Annotated in this window: 15 protein-coding genes and 1 tRNA gene; 7 read left to right on the top strand and 9 right to left on the bottom strand. The window is 60.1% G+C overall.

From position 1 onward, the window contains the following. Positions 1-67: 67 nt before the first annotated feature. Positions 68-1,525 carry an amidophosphoribosyltransferase gene (gene purF, locus GV829_RS11905; RefSeq protein WP_169946940.1) on the top strand — a complete coding sequence of 486 codons (1,458 nt, stop codon included), beginning with the start codon at positions 68-70 and terminating at the stop codon, positions 1,523-1,525. Next, complete coding sequence (locus GV829_RS11900; protein WP_169946938.1) at positions 1,525-2,232, top strand: SDR family NAD(P)-dependent oxidoreductase; 708 nt, start codon at positions 1,525-1,527, stop codon at positions 2,230-2,232. Before purF ends, GV829_RS11900 begins: the two co-directional genes overlap by 1 nt. A gap of 3 nt (positions 2,233-2,235) precedes the next feature. Here the strand turns inward: GV829_RS11900 and GV829_RS11895 are convergent, their stop codons facing one another. The 7 genes from GV829_RS11895 to GV829_RS11865 all read right to left on the bottom strand — a co-directional run bounded on the left by GV829_RS11895 (position 2,236) and on the right by GV829_RS11865 (position 10,725). Then, positions 2,236-3,450, bottom strand: coding sequence for a serine hydrolase domain-containing protein (locus tag GV829_RS11895; RefSeq protein ID WP_246202861.1), 1,215 nt, complete (start codon positions 3,448-3,450; stop codon positions 2,236-2,238). Positions 3,451-3,490: 40 nt separating this feature from the next. Continuing rightward, entirely contained in the window at positions 3,491-4,768 is a 1,278-nt protein-coding gene (locus tag GV829_RS11890; protein WP_425505455.1) for a class I SAM-dependent methyltransferase, read from the bottom strand. 84 nt (positions 4,769-4,852) lie between these two features. Then, complete coding sequence (locus GV829_RS11885) at positions 4,853-6,247, bottom strand: cryptochrome/photolyase family protein (protein WP_169946934.1); 1,395 nt, start codon at positions 6,245-6,247, stop codon at positions 4,853-4,855. After that, positions 6,244-7,230, bottom strand: coding sequence for a metal-dependent hydrolase (locus tag GV829_RS11880; protein ID WP_246202859.1), 987 nt, complete (start codon positions 7,228-7,230; stop codon positions 6,244-6,246). The genes GV829_RS11885 and GV829_RS11880 overlap by 4 nt, the downstream gene beginning before the upstream one ends. A gap of 53 nt (positions 7,231-7,283) precedes the next feature. Then, positions 7,284-7,847 carry a hypothetical protein gene (locus GV829_RS11875; protein WP_169946932.1) on the bottom strand — a complete coding sequence of 188 codons (564 nt, stop codon included), beginning with the start codon at positions 7,845-7,847 and terminating at the stop codon, positions 7,284-7,286. Beyond that, positions 7,829-8,860 carry a 2-oxoacid:ferredoxin oxidoreductase subunit beta gene (locus tag GV829_RS11870; protein ID WP_169946930.1) on the bottom strand — a complete coding sequence of 344 codons (1,032 nt, stop codon included), beginning with the start codon at positions 8,858-8,860 and terminating at the stop codon, positions 7,829-7,831. The genes GV829_RS11875 and GV829_RS11870 overlap by 19 nt, the downstream gene beginning before the upstream one ends. Next, positions 8,857-10,725, bottom strand: a complete 1,869-nt coding sequence (locus GV829_RS11865; RefSeq protein WP_169946928.1) for a 2-oxoacid:acceptor oxidoreductase subunit alpha — start codon at positions 10,723-10,725, stop codon at positions 8,857-8,859. The genes GV829_RS11870 and GV829_RS11865 overlap by 4 nt, the downstream gene beginning before the upstream one ends. Positions 10,726-10,878: 153 nt before the next feature. Here GV829_RS11865 and GV829_RS11860 point away from each other — a divergent pair, with 153 nt between their 5' ends. Together GV829_RS11860 and GV829_RS11855 are read left to right on the top strand one after the other, a co-directional pair. Then, entirely contained in the window at positions 10,879-11,850 is a 972-nt protein-coding gene (locus GV829_RS11860; RefSeq protein ID WP_425505414.1) for an alpha/beta hydrolase, read from the top strand. Further along, positions 11,847-12,329, top strand: coding sequence for an RNA pyrophosphohydrolase (locus GV829_RS11855; protein ID WP_169946926.1), 483 nt, complete (start codon positions 11,847-11,849; stop codon positions 12,327-12,329). The genes GV829_RS11860 and GV829_RS11855 overlap by 4 nt, the downstream gene beginning before the upstream one ends. Here the strand turns inward: GV829_RS11855 and GV829_RS11850 are convergent. Beyond that, positions 12,326-13,027, bottom strand: coding sequence for a uracil-DNA glycosylase (locus GV829_RS11850; RefSeq protein WP_169946924.1), 702 nt, complete (start codon positions 13,025-13,027; stop codon positions 12,326-12,328). The two genes, GV829_RS11855 and GV829_RS11850, sit on opposite strands and share 4 nt — an antisense overlap. On the opposite strand from GV829_RS11850, the gene folK reads away from it, so the two are divergent. Then, positions 13,026-13,547 carry a 2-amino-4-hydroxy-6-hydroxymethyldihydropteridine diphosphokinase gene (gene folK / locus GV829_RS11845; protein WP_169946923.1) on the top strand — a complete coding sequence of 174 codons (522 nt, stop codon included), beginning with the start codon at positions 13,026-13,028 and terminating at the stop codon, positions 13,545-13,547. The two genes, GV829_RS11850 and folK, sit on opposite strands and share 2 nt — an antisense overlap. A gap of 46 nt (positions 13,548-13,593) precedes the next feature. Then, a tRNA-Lys gene (locus GV829_RS11840) sits at positions 13,594-13,669 on the top strand. Positions 13,670-13,684: 15 nt separating this feature from the next. Here GV829_RS11840 and GV829_RS11835 read toward each other — a convergent pair. Beyond that, positions 13,685-14,674 carry an MlaA family lipoprotein gene (locus GV829_RS11835; RefSeq protein WP_169946921.1) on the bottom strand — a complete coding sequence of 330 codons (990 nt, stop codon included), beginning with the start codon at positions 14,672-14,674 and terminating at the stop codon, positions 13,685-13,687. Between the two features lie 272 nt (positions 14,675-14,946). Between GV829_RS11835 and GV829_RS11830 the strand changes: the two genes are divergently transcribed. Beyond that, complete coding sequence (locus GV829_RS11830) at positions 14,947-16,575, top strand: alpha-D-glucose phosphate-specific phosphoglucomutase (RefSeq protein ID WP_169946919.1); 1,629 nt, start codon at positions 14,947-14,949, stop codon at positions 16,573-16,575. Positions 16,576-16,665 lie beyond the last annotated feature (90 nt).

Genomic DNA, 16,665 nt, shown 5'->3' with positions numbered 1-16,665 from the left:
ATGCGAATGTCCTGCCTATATGCGCGGCAACTGCCTCTTCCTTCGCGGAATTATTCGCCGGGTGCCCATGCTGACCACCAATCCGTTTGACGACGACAAGCTGCACGAAGAGTGCGGCATCTTTGGCATTGCCGGCAGTGATTCGGCGGCAGCTGTTACCGCGCTTGGCCTTCATGCTCTTCAGCATCGTGGCCAGGAAGCCGCCGGGATTGTCAGCTTTGATGGTGAGGAATTTCACGCTCGGCGGGCCATGGGGCATGTTGCCGGCAATTTCGACAGCGAAGACGTGATTGACACGCTTGGCGGCTCCAATGCGGTCGGCCATGTCCGCTATTCCACCACAGGCGCATCAGCCCTGCGCAATGTGCAGCCGCTGTTTGCCGACCTTTCATCCGGCGGCTTTGCCATCGCCCACAATGGCAATATTTCCAATGCCGGAACCCTCCGCAAGGCGCTGGTCCGCCGCGGATCGATCTTTCAGTCGACCAGCGATACGGAAGTCATCATCCATTTGCTGGCGACCTCAAGTTACCGCTCGCTGCTCGACCGGTTCATCGATGCGCTCAAGCAGGTGGAAGGCGCCTACTCGCTCATCTGCTTGACCAGTGAAGGCATGATCGCCTGCCGCGACCCGCTGGGCGTTCGTCCGCTGGTGATGGGCAAGCTCGGAGAGGCCTGGCTCTTTGCTTCGGAAACGGTTGCCTTTGATGTGGTCGGCGCCGAGTTTGTCCGAGCGGTTGATCCGGGCGAACTGGTCATCGTGCAAAAAGGTGAGGTCCGCTCCATTCGGCCATTTGAACAGCAGCACCAGCGCCCCTGTATCTTTGAACATGTCTATTTTTCGCGGCCGGACTCGATCGTCGATGGAACTTCAGTCTATTCGGTGCGCAAGGCGATCGGTGAGCAACTTGCCCTCGAAAGCCCTGTGGATGCGGATTATGTCATCCCCGTACCCGATTCAGGGACGCCGGCTGCCATTGGATTTGCCCAGACGTCAGGAATTCCATTCGAACTCGGTATCATTCGTTCGCACTATGTCGGACGCACGTTCATCTCCCCTGGGGATCAGGTTCGCCACCTTGGCGTCAAGCTCAAGCACAATGCCAACCGTGCCCTTGTTGAAGGACGCCGGATCGTCCTGATCGATGATAGCATCGTGCGCGGAACAACCAGCCTCAAGATCGTCCAAATGATGCGTGATGCCGGCGCGGCAGAGGTGCACATGCGTATCGCCAGCCCGCCAACGCGCCACAGCTGTTTTTACGGGGTTGATACGCCGGAACGATCCAAGCTGCTTGCAGCGAAGCATGACATTCAGGAAATGAACACGTTCATCCAGGCTGACAGCCTTGCCTTTGTGTCGATTGACGGATTGTACCGCGCAGTTGGGGAGGGACAGCGGAACATGGCGCAGCCGCAATATTGCGATGCCTGCTTCACCGGCGATTATCCGACACCATTGACTGATCAGGACGAGTTCGGCCTCGAAAACCAATTCTCGCTGCTTGCCGAGCGGGTGAACTGATGGCCCGGCTCGATGGACAGGTGGCGTTGGTGACAGGCGCAAGCCGGGGCATTGGCGCGGCGATTGCCGAAGCATTGGCCACCGAAGGCGCGCATGTCATCCTCGTTGCACGGGATGCAGCCGCTTTGGAGCTGGTTGAGGATCGGATCCATGCTGCGGGTGGCCATGCGACCATCGCCCCACTCGACATGGCCGATGGTGACAATATCGCGCGGCTGGCTGCGGCTATTTCTCAACGGTGGCAGCATCTGGACATATTGGTGCTCAATGCCGCGATGCTGGGGACATTAGCCCCGGTTGCGGCGACCGACCTCAAAGAGATGACAAAGCTCTTCACGCTCAATGTGATTGCGCAGCAAGCGATGATTGCAGCGTTCGAGCCACTGTTGCGGCGTGCCGCTGCCGGAAAGCTGATTGCCCTGACGTCTAGCGTCGCACGGACACCGCGCGCTTATTGGGGCAGCTACGCCGCGTCAAAGGCCGCTCTCGAGAATATCGTCACCACTTTTGGCGAGGAGATGAAGAACATCTCCAATGTACGGACAGCAATTGTTGATCCCGGCGCGACCCGAACCACGATGCGGGCGCGCGCCTATCCCGGGGAGGACCCCGCATCGCTCAAGGATCCGGCGGTGGTCGGGCAGGCTGTTGCCGATCTCGTCAGCAACAGCTTTGCTTCCACCGCCTTTGTGGCCGTGCCGAAATAGCGCTCAGCGACTGTCCACCGCAGCACGAACTGCCTGATAAAAGGCATGGCGCCGTTGAGCCATGACCGGATCGGTTGCTGTTGGCCAATTGCCAACACCGGCAATCACCAGTTTGCGCGAGGGGTCAATGAATATCCCCTGCCCGAATATGCCTTGGGCAGAAAAGCTGCCGTCGTCGAATGTCCACCATTGGTAGCCATAGCCGGCACCGGGACGGCCGATTTCCGCTTGCTTGCGACCGGCTGCATCGAACCAGCCTTGCGGCACAATCTGCCGGTCACCTGCCCGTCCGCCGCCCAATACGAACATGCCGAAGCGGCCGTAATCGCGCAGAGAGATGGACATGCAGCAGCCGCTGATCTCCCGCCCGCCGCTGTTGAGCACCCAGGCTGCATCGGCTTCCATCCCAAAAGGTTGCCAGACTTTCTCGCTGAGATAATCAGCAAGCGCCTTGCCGGTCGCACGTTCAACGAGAACACCGATAAGATTGGTTTCACCGGTATTGTAATTCCAGCGTGTGCCCGGTGCATGAGCCCGGGGCAGCCGTCGCATATAGGCTGTGACCGGATCAAGCCCGTCTGCAGGTTGTTGCAGGTTGAACAAGGCCACGTCGCTGTTCGGGTCGGTATAATCCTCATTCCAGCGCACACCCGACTGCATGGCCAATAGCTGGGCCACCGTCACGCCATCATAGCCGCTGCCGGCCAGTTCCGGGATATAGCGAGTTACCGGTGCATCGAGCGAAGTGATATAGCCGTCCTGAACAGCTGCGCCGACCAGGGTCGAGGTAAAGGATTTGGCGACGGAAAAGCTTGTCCATCGGCCTGCCCCCGAAAAACCCAGGCCATAACGCTCAAGCCGGATACGCCCATCCTGGATGATGATCAGCCCAGCCAAGCGCTGGTCCGCCATATGACTGTCCACGGTCCAACTGCGACCGTCCGCTTCCCAAACCGGATTGAGTGGCGCACCGTGCGGCAAGGCCATCACTTGCCCACCCGCACGGATGGTTCGGGCCGGCGCGACAGTGTCAAACATACGAAAAGCGAGGTCGCGCTGGGGCTGGGTCCAGAACAGGACATTCATGTCCCTCGGCAATTCGACAATCGGCTGACCACCCGCGGTCGTCATCGGCGGCGGTGCGGGTGTGCATCCCGCCAGTGCGCCGATGCCCACCAGAGCAGTGGCTGTCATGGCGATAGTGCGGATCAATTTCATGGCTGGGCCCCTCTCTTCGCCGGTTTGGCACCGACCGTTATCATTGCGCCTGCTCCCGCGGTTTGCACAAGGTGGCCTGCGCCACACTGATGCCGCCGCCGCGGAAGCCGGCTTCGCAGTAAATCAGATAAAATCGCCACAGGCGATGGAAATCAGCAGGGAAAGCGGAAAGCCGCCCCGCCGCTACCGCCACGTCATAAGCCTGGCGCCAACGTTGGAGGGTTTCGGCATAATCGATCGGGAAATCGGTCTGGTCTTGCCAATGCAAGCCCGCCTTGTCGGCCAATTCCTTGAATCGGCTCACCGAAATGAGGCAACCGCCAGGAAATATGTAGGTCTGAATAAAGTCGGCATTGGCGGCATAGCTATCGAACAGGGCGTCATCGATCGAGATATATTGGATGACCGCGCGCCCACCGGGTTTGAGCCGGCGGGCAATGGCATCAAGATAGTCCGGCCAATAGGATTGCCCGACAGCCTCGACCATTTCGATACTGGCAATTGCGTCATACAGCCCTGTCTCGTCGCGATAATCGCGAAGCACCACTCTGCCATTGGGGCCGACGAGCGGGGCTGCCCATGCGGCTTGCTCTTCGCTAAGCGTCAGGCCCGTATAGGTAACGCCATGCCTTTCCATCGCCCGGACACCCAGCGCGCCCCAACCACAGCCGATTTCCAGCAGATGCTGTCCCTCGACCAAGTCCAGCCGATCGAGTGCCGCGTCAATCTTGCGCAACTGCGCCTTGTCCAGTGCCTCTTCCGGATGATCAGCATCAAAGAGCGCGCTGGAATACACCATCGTCTTTCCGAGCCATGCAGCATAAAAATCATTGCCCAGATCATAATGGGCATGAATGTTTCGCACGGCACCAGAGCGGCTATTGCGCCGCCAGAGATGATGGAGATGGTTTAGCCACCGCATCGGTCCCCGCGCGCGCCCTATTGAGGCTAGCTTATGCCGGTTCGCAGAAAAGGCGGCTAACAGCGTTACAGGATCGTCGCTTTCCCACTCCCCTGCCATCCAGGATTTGAACCACCCCACTGATCCGCTGAGAAGCAAGCGCATCAGTGCGGCCCAGCTGTGCAGATCGATACTGGCTTGGGGCCCTGGTCCCCGTCCGCCAATTACCCGGATGGTCCCATCAGGCAACCGGCCGTCTATGCGACCATGATCAAAGGCTGCGTCCAGCCGATCAAGAATGCGATGGAACAGCCAGGCCGGCACAATCACCGCCAACCGGGCAAACAGACCACCCGAGGAAAACCCCCGGTCGGCCTTTATCAAATGCTGGCCTCTCCCTTGATGTGAGGCGTGCAATGGCGCTGGCCGTGGCGCGTTCATGCGCACGACTCTGCCCCAAGCCATCGGGGCTGGCAATGTTTCACAATTGACACTGTCGGCCTAACCACCCTTGATGCCGGCAAAGGCCGCAAGCGCCCGCTCGCGGGCCTCGCGGTGGCCGATGATCGCCTTGGGATAGCCCCTTACCCACTGGCCATGACCGGTGGGATCATGCAGCCATGGCTCAGGCAGTTCCCGTAACTCAGGAACCCACCGACGTATATAGGCGCCAGCGTCGAACTTCTCCGACTGGCTTAGCGGCGCCATGATCCTCACGAACATGTTTGCGTCAACGCCACTGCCGGCGACCCACTGCCAGTTGGCGGCATTGCTGGCATAATCTGCGTCAACCAGCGTATCCCAAAACCATTGCTCGCCTACTCGCCAGTCAATCAACAGATGCTTGATCAGGAATGACGCTGCGATCATCCGCACGCGATTGTGCATCCACCCTGTCGTCCAAAGCTGTCGCATCCCGGCATCGACGATGGGATAGCCGGTACGGCCCTGTTGCCAGGCGAGCAGCTCTGCCGCGACAGTCGGTTGCTCGATATCGCGCCATGGAAGTGCGTCAAATTGGCTCTTGCCGTTGCGGTTGCCATAATCGGGCATGGAGAGGATCAAATTCTGGGCATAATCCCGCCAGACCAGTTCTTTCAGATAGGTCTCAACTTCTCCGCCCTTCCCCATCAGTCGGTGCCAGACGGTGGCGGGCGACACTTCACCAAAATGAAGGTGCGGGCTCAACCGGCTGCTGCCTTCAACCGAAGGCAGGTTGCGCCGGCTGTCATAGCGGCTAGCGAATGGCTCGAACCACTCCAATTGGGCCAGGGCGCCGGCTTCTCCCGGAGTCCAGTCCCCAAATCCGGTCGCCCAATCTGGATGGCGCGGTAACAGCCGCCACGCGTCCAACGCTTCGCTGGCAGGCCATCTTAAAGGAACGGTCATTGCTCTCGGCGCAGACAGCGGAGCAGACGGGGGCATATGCTGGTTCAATGCCCGCCAAAAGGGCGTGTAGATCTTGAAGTCCGTCCCGGAACCCGTTTTGACACTGCCCGGGGGCAACAGATAATTGCCGTGATGAAGGTGCAACTGCACGCCGGGTGGCAAGGCCTTTCGCAATGCGGTCTCGGCATTGCGCCACCACGGCTCATAGTGGTGCAGCGCATGAATGGACGAAGCCCCTGTTTCCGCAACCAGCTTTGCCAGATTTTCGGCCGCACTGCCTGAACGCAGGATCAGCCTCGATCCCCTCTCGTCCAGCTGCCGAGCAAGGGCGGTCAGGCTATGATGCAACCACCACCGTGACGCGGCCCCCATGCGCCGATGGCGAGGTGTTTCATCGTCGAGAATGTAGACCGGGATTACTGGGCCTGCTGCCGCAGCGGCCGCCAGTGCGGCCTGATCAGCAAGGCGAAGGTCACGACGGAACCAGACGATTTGTGGCGCGCTCATTGACCGGCCTGTCGCTGCGCCGGTCCGGAAGCGGTCAGCGGAATGGCAATACTGAATCGACCTGCGGCGAGTTCATCGGAAAAGCGCTGGTCGCCGATGACGAGGTTGCCTCCGTCCCGATAAGCGAATGGCATCCGCGCCCAAAAGAGAAACGCAGCTGCACTGCTGTCCTTGCCAACAGCTGCCTGTATCAGCGCGTCGTTCATCCCGGTAGAATTGCCAATGCTGTCCACATCACTGTCCCCAAGCAGATTGACCTTACCCCGGCCGTATCGCTCGTCATTGCGCCAGAAAACGTCGCGCTGCCAGAACAGAAGGGGTGGTGGACTGGCAACAACCAGTGTGGGGGTGACCCCAGCCGAAAGCAGCTGTGTACGGATCATTCGTTCAGCGATCGTGCTGATAGCCATGTTCATCAGGACATAGGTCGCCAAGGCTGCCAGTCCGAACAGGGCTGGCCTCCGCCAATCCGTCCGGCGCGCCCGTTCGCGCCGACGGGATATCCAATAGGACAGGCCGAGGCCTGTCCACATCCACACATCAATGATGAACAGGCTATCACCATAGAACCAGCGCGACGAAAATGGTTCCAACAGGCGGATGCCATAGTTGTTAAGCCAGTCGAAAAAAGGATGGCTGATCGTGCCGATCAGCGCCAACAGATAGAGCGGGACAAATCGGACAGGCAGCCGTTCTCTCGGCCGCGTGCCCTTCCTGGCTTGCCACCGGTCATAGGCGATCATGATGGCGGTCAAGGCAAGCGGTAACAGCAGCAGAGCAATCGGTCCATGCGTGATACCGCGCCGGAAACCCAAATGTTCCTGACCCTCGAGCCAAAAGAAGCAGGCGGCATCGATGTCGGGAATATTGGCGGCGATAATCAGGGTCGGCATGCCCATGCCCGACAGGCGCTTGAGACCGGCCTGGCCCAGGACGGCACCGATCAGGCTATGGGTGATATTGTCCAAGGAAAACTCGCTCAATCAGAACCAGAATCCCTCTTGTGTGTAGAGAAACAATCCTGTTGGCAATGGCATCAATGGCTTCCGCGGACCCTAATGCAATTTTCTTCGCCTTCATGGTCTTGCCACGGTTGCGACGGTACCAACTGAAAATGGTCAATGACGGTTTGCGGAAAACAGGCCCAGCCCCGCTGGAGCGGCGTGGACCATGCCACCCAGCGGTGTCCCGCTTCAGTCTGTTCGATTATCGCGACTGATCGCGGCGAGTCTACCCAGCGCACGGCATGACCGCCGGTGAAGCGGAAACGTTGGCGACGGCCGGTCCTTTGCCATCCTTCTGTTGGCGGAGCCAGGTAACGGATGATCTCGCCGCCGCCTTCGACAATTTCATAGCCGAGGCAGATGTCTTCGGGGTCCTCTGTCGGCGGGCAATAGTAACCGCCAGAAGGTCGAGCCCGGTCACGGTCGATGACCACCAGCGCTAGCGGACCCCATGGCCCATTGGCTGTTGGTGGAGGCTGCTGCAAACTGGCAATCGGCACTGACGGCCCATCTGCCGCTGCGGGCGAAGCGGCCAGAGCAGCGAATATCGCCGCCAAGGCCGCTCCCACACACATCGTCAGCCAGCGACCTGCCAAGTCTGCCCCTTCTTGAGCAGGTTGGCGAGGTTCGGTGTCTTGCCTTCGCTGGCTTTGGCATTCTGTTCGATCACCGCATCGTCAAAGGTCGGTGCCGGATCATTGTAGAGCACGCCGAGGGCCATCGGGAATTCACCGAACTTCATCTCGACCAGCATGTGGGCGATCGAACGGTTGGTCTCATCGTGGACCAGCACGCCAGCCGCCTGCCAGTCGCCATCGACAACATCGACAACCTTGAGCTCGAGGCGATCACGGTCGAGGGCAATGCCCTTGTTCTCACCCGCCTTGGCATTGCCGAACAGCATGGGCTCGCCATGCTTGAGCCACAGCTGGTGGCCGCTGTTCGCCTTGTCGGTAAATCCGGCGAACACATCTTCATTGTAGACGATGCAGTTCTGGAAAATTTCGACAAAGCTCGCGCCCTTGTGGGCATGGGCAGCTTTGAGCACGTCGACCGTCTGCTTGGCGACGTCATAGGAACGGGCGACGAAACGGGCACCGGCGCCCAGTGCAAAGGCACAGGCCTGGGCCGGGCGGTCCACCGAACCATAGGGGGTCGAGGGGCTGCGCGTGCCCACCGCCGAGGTCGGTGAATATTGGCCCTTGGTCAGGCCGTAAATCTCGTTGTTGAACAGCAAGAACTGGCAATCGAGATTGCGGCGCAACAGGTGGAAGGTGTGGTTGCCACCAATAGACAGTGCGTCCCCGTCACCCGAAATCACCCAGACGTCGAGGTCCGGGTTCGCGAGTTTCACACCCGTGGCAACAGCCGGTGCACGGCCATGGATGGTGTGGAAGCCATAGGTTTCCATATAATAGGGGAAGCGCGACGAGCAGCCGATGCCGCTGACGAACACGGTGTTCTCCGGCGTGCCGCCTATCTCCGGCATGGTGCGCTGCACCGCCTTGAGGATCGCATAGTCGCCGCAACCGGGGCACCAGCGGACTTCCTGATCGGTTTCCCAATCCTTGGGCGTGGTGGCGCGTGCGATGGGGGTCATGTCGTTCATGCGAGTTCTCCCGCGATGGCGGCTTCGATTTCAGCTATGGTGAAGGGTTGGCCGGACACCTTGTTGAGCGGCTTGGCATCAACGAGGAATTGGTCGCGAAGCACAGTCTTGAGCTGACCTGTATTCATCTCCGGCACGATGATCTTGCCGAAAGAACGCAGCAGGTCGCCCATGTTTGCCGGCATCGGGTTGATGTGGCGGATGTGCAAGTGCGCTACCTTCTTGCCTTGTGCCCTCGCGCGACGAACTGCCTGATGGATCGGGCCATAGGTCGAGCCCCAGCCGACGACGACCAGGTCATCGCCTGCCTCGCCCAGTTGCAGTTGCTGGTCGGGCACGCTGATGCCGGCCACCTTCGCCTGGCGCAAATCGGTCATCGCCTGATGGTTTTCGGGCGAATAGTCGAGGTTGCCCGTACCGACCTGCTTTTCAATGCCGCCGATGCGGTGCAACAGGCCCGGCGTCCCCGGCTTGACCCAAGGGCGTGCCAGATGGTTGTTGCGCGCGTAAGGCAGGAAGCCACCTTCGGGCACTTCTTCAAGGAATTGCACCGGGAAGCTGTCATAGGTTGACAGGTCCGGCACCTTCCACGGCTCGGCGGCGTTGGCGATATAGCCATCGGTCAGCAGCATCACCGGCGTCATATATTGCGTGGCGATGCGGCAGGCTTCGATGGCGCAATCGAACGCGTCGCCGGGTGAACGGGCCGCGATTACAGGCATCGGTGCGTCGCCATTACGGCCATAAACCGCTTGATACAGGTCTGACTGCTCGGTCTTGGTCGGCAATCCGGTCGACGGGCCGCCGCGCTGCGAGTTGATGATCACCAGCGGCAATTCGGTCATGATGGCGAGGCCCATCGCCTCACCCTTGAGCGCAATACCGGGTCCCGACGAACTGGTGACGCCAAGCTGCCCGGCATAGCTGGCGCCGATGGCGCTGGCGATGGCGGCAATCTCGTCTTCCGCCTGGAATGTGGTGATGCCATATTCCTTGAGGCCCGAGAGATAGTGCAGGATCGATGAGGCAGGCGTGATCGGATAGCCGCCAAAGAACATCTTCACATCGGCGAGTTGCGCGCCGGCCACCAGACCATAGGCAATGGCTTCTGCGCCGGTCATGGTCCGATAGAGACCGGGTGACACAGGCGCCGGCGCAACATGTTTCTGCGTCAGGTCGCCGCCGATTTCGGTTGTTTCGCCATAGGCATGGCCCGCGTTGAGCGCGGCGATATTGGCCTCGGCCAGCACCGGCTTCTTGGCGAACTTGCCCTTGAGCCATTCGACCAGCGGTGCACGGTCACGGTCGAACATCCATAACGCCAGGCCCAGCGTCCACATATTCTTGCAGCGCAGCGCCTCCTTGTTGCCAAGGCCAAACGGCTTCACCGCTTCGAGGGTCAGTTGCGAAATGTTGATCGGCACCACCTGCCACTTGGCGAGGCTGCCGTCCTCGATTGGGTTGGCAGCATATTTCGCCTTGGCCAGATTGCGCTCGTTGAACTCGCCGATGTCGGCGATGATCAGCCCTCCGGGCTTCAGCGCGCCGACATTGGTCTTGAGCGCCGCCGGATTCATGGCGACCAGCACGTCGGGGGCATCACCCGCCGTATCAATCTCGTCCGAACCGAAATTGATCTGGAAAGCGGAGACACCAAACAAGGTGCCCTGCGGCGCACGAATTTCAGCCGGAAAATCCGGGAAAGTCGCAAGGTCATTGCCGCTCAATGCGGTGGACAGTGTGAACTGCCCGCCGGTCAACTGCATGCCGTCGCCGCTATCGCCCGCAAAGCGGACAACGACGGCCTCCGATGCCGGATTGTTCAAAGAGTCGGACGTGGTGATGTCGTGCGTGGCTGTTGCCATTCGTCAGGTTCCTGACTGCTGTTATGCTCGTGGTTCGGTTTTGTCCCTACGCCTGCTTGCGCAGGAGAACCAAATAGATTTTGTTCTCTCGCGCAAATTGCGACACGCATAATGACATGATTCGACAAGGGTCAAAAGGCCGAAGGGAGAGACATGATGACCAATCCCGCCGACACCGCAGCATATGTAAGGCCTGATACGCGCGCCTTCCTCGATTATCTGAATGCCCAGGATGGGCCCAAAATGCAGGACCTGCCGGCACCGGCCGGCCGTGAGATGATGCGGGCGATGCGGGCAGTCGCCGACGCCGAACCGACGCCGCTGGCAGTTATCCGGGATCTCAAGTGCCCCGGACCGGGCGGTGACATCGCCTTGCGCCTTTATGACGCTCGCGAAAATCGGCAACCTGGTCCGGTAATGGTCTTTTTCCATGGTGGCGGCTTTGTCATCGGCGATCTGGAAACACATGAACCTTTTTGTACCGAGATGGCCCGGGTGCTCGATATGCCGGTGGTGGCCGTCGATTATCGACTGGCACCGGAGCATGTATGGCCGGCAGCCCCGGAGGATTGCGAAGCAGCCGCGCGCTGGGTTGCAGCGAGCCCGCCGGAGCTCGGCCGCAGCGTCACTGCCCTCACCCTTTCCGGCGACAGCGCTGGGGGCAATCTGACCATTGTGGTCGCCATGGCCCTGCGCGATTCGCCGGCAGCTGTGCCGGTTATCGCTCAGTTGCCCATCTATCCCGCAACCGATCTCGGTTCCGATCATCCAAGCTATACACAGTTTGCCGATGGCTATTTGTTGACGCGGGCAGGCATGGAATGGTTCGCAGATTGCTATGCGGCGGACCTCAGCCACCAGAGCGCCAGTCCCATACTGTTCGATCAGGCCGGTATGCCCCCGGCAGTGGTCGTCACCGCCAGCCTTGATCCAATCAGGGATCAGGGCCGCGCTTATGTTGCAGCCCTCGCACAAGCGGGCGTGCCCGTTGTCTTTCGCGAAGCCAAGGGGAATATCCATGGCTTTATCTGCCTGCGCAAGGGAGTGCCGTCCTCGGTTCAGGACATTGACGGTTTTCTCAAGGCTTTCCGCGCCTTGCTTGACGAGCTATTGGCGACCGGATGACCAGCAGCTCCTTTGACCATTTGCCCTATCGTCCCTGTGTCGGCGCCATGCTTGTCAACTGCGCCGGTCTGGTATTTGTAGGCCAGCGCCTCGACAGCAGCAGCGAGGCCTGGCAGATGCCGCAGGGAGGCGTCGATCCGGGCGAAGACCCCGATACTGCCATCTTCCGCGAATTGTCAGAGGAAATCGGCATTGCCGAACATCACGCCAGCCTGATCCGTCGCAGCGATGGCCTGTTCGACTATGATCTGCCCGATCATCTGATGGGCAGGATGTGGGGCGGTCGCTATCGCGGGCAACGCCAGCGCTGGTATCTCCTCCGCTTCCTGGGTCAGGATGCCGACGTCAATATTGCCACCAGCCATCCGGAATTCCGTGCCTGGCAATGGGTGGAACCTCAGCAATTGGTTGACCTGATAGTCCCATTCAAGCGTCAGCTATACCGTGACGTCGTTGCCGAGTTTCTGCCCTATCTCTAGTCGGTTGTAGCCTTGAGTCCGCACGCCTTGGCAAAAACCGATTCAAACATTTCAGCCGTCAGTCGTCCGGTGTTCTGGTTGTAGCGGGAGCAATGATAGCTGTCGATCAACACCCGGCCATCGGGCAAGCGATGCACCGCGCCATGGCCGAACTTATAGTCCGCCTGCCGCCCGCCAACCGCACGGATGGTCGCTTGATGCGCAATTTGCCCCAGCGCCAGGAAAATGCGCAGGGAAGGTATAGCTGTCCGCTGGGCCTCGAAAAAACGCGCGCAAGTCCGAACCTCCTCAGGGAGAGGTTTGTTTTGTGGCGGCAGGCATTTGACGCTGTTGAGGATCACCGCCCCCACCAGTGTCACGCCATCTGCCGGATCACTGCGGTAGGTTCCATCGAGCAAACCGAACTTGCCAAGTGTGGCAAACAACAAATCTCCAGCAAAATCCCCGGTGAAGGGCCGGCCAGTCCTGTTGGCTCCATGCTTGCCCGGCGCCAGGCCTATAATACCCAGCCACGCCGCCGGGTCGCCCATTGCCGGGACCGGGGCATTCCACCAGTCAGGATATTCAATCCGCAATTCCTCTCTCAACTCCATCAGTCGTGGACACAGCGGGCAATCATGCGTCGGCTCAAGATGCGGGAGAGGACTGCGGATATGGGGACTGGAACAGGGCACATCAAAGCGATAGGCGGTTGGCATGCACACGGCAAGACCGCCCTTTCTCTACGTTATTGCCCTCGGCAGCAATCGTCCGCATGGTCACCACGGCAGGCCCGCTTCGGTCATAGCCGCTGCGCGCTCGTATCTTTCTGGCCCTGCCGTCGCACTGCTCGCCAGTTCCCCAATCATTGCCAGTGCGCCCGTTGGCCCGTCCCTACGCACCTATGCCAACAGTGCATGCCTGATCCGGTCGTGCCTGATGCCGCCTGCGCTGCTGGCCGGTCTCAAGTCGATTGAACGGGAATTTGGTCGCCGTCGCGGCCAACGGTGGGGCAACCGTGTACTTGATCTCGACATCATTCTGTGGAGTGGCGGCCGCTGGCAATCGCGCAATCTCACCATCCCGCACAGGCTCTGGCGTGAGCGTGACTTTGTCGTCTCACCGGTCGCGTCGCTTGTACCTGCCTGGCGTGATCCACTCACCGGGCTGACAACGCGCCAACTGGCTTTCCGCCACAACAGGCCAATCCCCGTTGACCCGTCAAGCAAGCGCGCCTAGGGGGAGCGCACCGGACGGCGCATAGTGACGTCACCCCGCTATCTGGGGGCCCTTAGCTCAGTCGGTAGAGCAACTGACTTTTAATCAGTAGGTCGCTGGTTCGAACCCAGCAGGGCTCACCATTTTCCCTTGGTTGATCAGCTTGCGCTGTCTGCGGTCAATGCCGGATCCGCTTCGTCCGCGACAGCAGCTGCATCGTTTGCAGCCGCCGGACGGCCTCTCAACGCATCAATTTCCGCCTCGCGGCGGTTGAGATAGGCATCGCGCATTGCAGAGTAAGGGTCCGGGCTCTCGCGATAGCTCGCGATATCGCTGTCAAATTCGATCCGGTAATCCAGAGAGTTGACTGTATAGGCAGCCGGGCCATAGGCCGGATGGGTAAAGGGGCGGCCTACAGCGAGCGGCATCACCAACTGGTCAAGCCCGCTACCGATCATGTCGCGCAAGGTCGTCGCGCCAACCAGCGGCACCACAAGGAAAGGCCCCTGCCCTACGCCATAATAGCCCAGCGTGTTGGCAAAGCCGTTGCGTCTGTAGGGCAGATTGAACGCGCGCGTCTCCGCCACGTCAATCAATCCGGCAATGCCCACCGTGGAATTGATGGCAAAGCGCGCAACAGTTTCAATCGCCTTGCCGGGTTTGAGCTGCAAAAGATAATTGAGCGCCACTACCGGCTCACGCAAGTTGGAAAAGAAATTGCTCAAGGCCGAGCGCACCTGTCGAGGCAGGCCATCGCGATACGCCATGGCCACCGGTTCGATAACTGCCTGATCGACCTTGGCGACGACTTGATAGGTTTCGGCATTGATGTTTTCCAGCGGATCACCGGGTACTTGCTGGCGCGCCTGAACCACCAGATCCTCGTTCGCGGGATCCGAGTCAGGGCCCTCGCCTGAAGGCGCTGCATCGGTCTGCTCAACAGGACCGGTCATCAAATCCGGCTGAGATTGCGCGCCGCTGCCGGTAACAACGGTGTCGCTGGTCAGTTGCGACATATCGGCAACGAGCACAAAGGGTGCACCATCGGGCAGAGACGCCGGCTGAACGGAACTCACGGCAGGCGAAGCATCCGGCGCATCAATGGGCGCCCCAAAGGCCATCAGGACCGGCAAAATGGGCAGGCTCATGCTCGACTCCGCTTTATGCGCCGCGTCACCGCCCCAACACGCCCGCTGGGGGGATCATTTGGGCGGCTGCATCCCCCTGTCAAGTCAATGCGGTTACCATCCTGTTAACACCAACACGCGAACGCTGTGACGAAGACTGCGGGGCATAAAGCTTTAGCGGCTCGTGCCGTTACAGGTGATGGGCGTGTTGGCTGGCACCCAAGCGAAGGCATGGGACCTGCCCCGGCGCGCATTATCGTCCTGTTTACCCGCTCCTTGCCATGGGCTGACACATGATCCAGACACACATCAGCACGCCCTTTACCGATCAAAAGCCCGGCACATCGGGCCTGCGCAAAAAGGTCCGACATTTTGCACAGGCCGATTACGCCGAGAATTTCATCCAGTCGGTGTTTGATGTCATCGAAGGCAAGGATGGTGCTTCGCTCGTCATCGGCGGCGACGGGCGCTACCATAACCGGACGGTCATCCAGCAGGCCATCCGCATGGCAGCCGCCAATGGCTTTGCACGCGTCATTGTTGGTCGCGGGGGCCTGCTGTCGACGCCTGCCGCCAGCCATATCATCCGCCACTATGGTGCGATCGGCGGGCTCATTCTTTCCGCCAGCCACAATCCTGGTGGGCCGGATGAGGACTTTGGCATCAAATATAACATCGCAAATGGCGGACCCGCTCCCGAAAAGGTAACAGAGGCGATCCATGCCCGGACACTGACGATCAACCGCTGGTTGGCGGAGGACAGCAATGACATAAACCTGGATGTCATCGGCAACGTCATGGTTGGCACCATGCTGGTGGAGGTCATTGATCCCGTCAGCGATTATGCGGACCTTATGGAAAGTCTGTTTGATTTCGACGCCATTCGCGCAGCAGCACGGGGCGGCCTGTCGCTCACCTTTGATGCCATGTCGGCCATCACCGGCCCCTATGCCACAGAGATATTGGAACGGCGGCTCGGTTTCGCATCGGGAACCGTGCGCAACGGAACGCCGCTTGAAGACTTTGGCGGTCATCACCCCGACCCTAATCTGGTGCATGCCCGTGAGCTCTATGAGCTGATGATGAGCGATAACGCGCCTGATATCGGAGCCGCCTCGGACGGCGATGGTGACCGCAATCTGATTATCGGTCGCGGGCGCTTTGTTTCCCCGTCGGATTCACTCGCTATCCTGGCGGCCAATGCCCACCTCGCTCCTGGCTATGCCGGTGGCCTTAAGGGGGTGGCCCGTTCGATGCCAACCAGTGCCGCCATCGATCGGGTAGCGGCTGTTCGCGGCTTACCCTGTTTCGAAACGCCGACAGGATGGAAATTCTTCGGCGAGCTGCTGGACGCCGGAGTGGCCAGCCTGTGCGGCGAAGAAAGTGCGGGGACCGGCAGTGATCATGTTCGTGAGAAGGACGGACTGTGGGCCGTTCTGCTCTGGCTCAACATTCTGGGCGTCCGCAAGCAGTCGGTTGATGCCATTACCCGTGAGCATTGGGACACCTTTGGCCGAAACTATTATGCGCGGCATGATTATGAGGGATTGCCGACCGACGTTGCCGGGCAAGTCATCGACGAGCTTCGGGCCTCTCTTCCCTCTCTGGCAGGGCAAAAACATGGTCCATTGACTGTCGCGGGCGCGGATGATTTCACCTATGCAAGTCCAGTGGATGGGGCGATCAGCACCAATCAGGGCATCCGCATCGGCTTTGGCTGCGGTTCGCGAATCGTTTTGCGTCTCTCGGGCACCGGAACCGAAGGGGCCACACTGCGCGTTTATCTAGAACGCTATGAACCGCCCGGCGGTAATCTCGACCAAGATGTGCACCTGGCACTCGGGCATCTGGTTGCGGCGACCGAATCCATCGCCCGCATTGCCCGCCTGACTGGGCGGGTCGCGCCGGACGTGGTCACCTAGGCAAGGCGCGGGAGCCCGGTCGGCGAGGCTGTGCGCCGTTGCTGCCAAAAGCAAGGGCGGCCCCGTTGCCGGGACCGCCCCTACCATTCA

Origin of the sequence: Sphingomonas lacunae (assembly GCF_012979535.1) — a bacterium.
In the GTDB taxonomy this organism is placed as follows: Bacteria; Pseudomonadota; Alphaproteobacteria; order Sphingomonadales; family Sphingomonadaceae; genus Sphingopyxis; species Sphingopyxis lacunae.
Note: the sequence above shows the minus strand (reverse complement) of the source record. Positions and strands in the feature narration are given on the sequence as shown.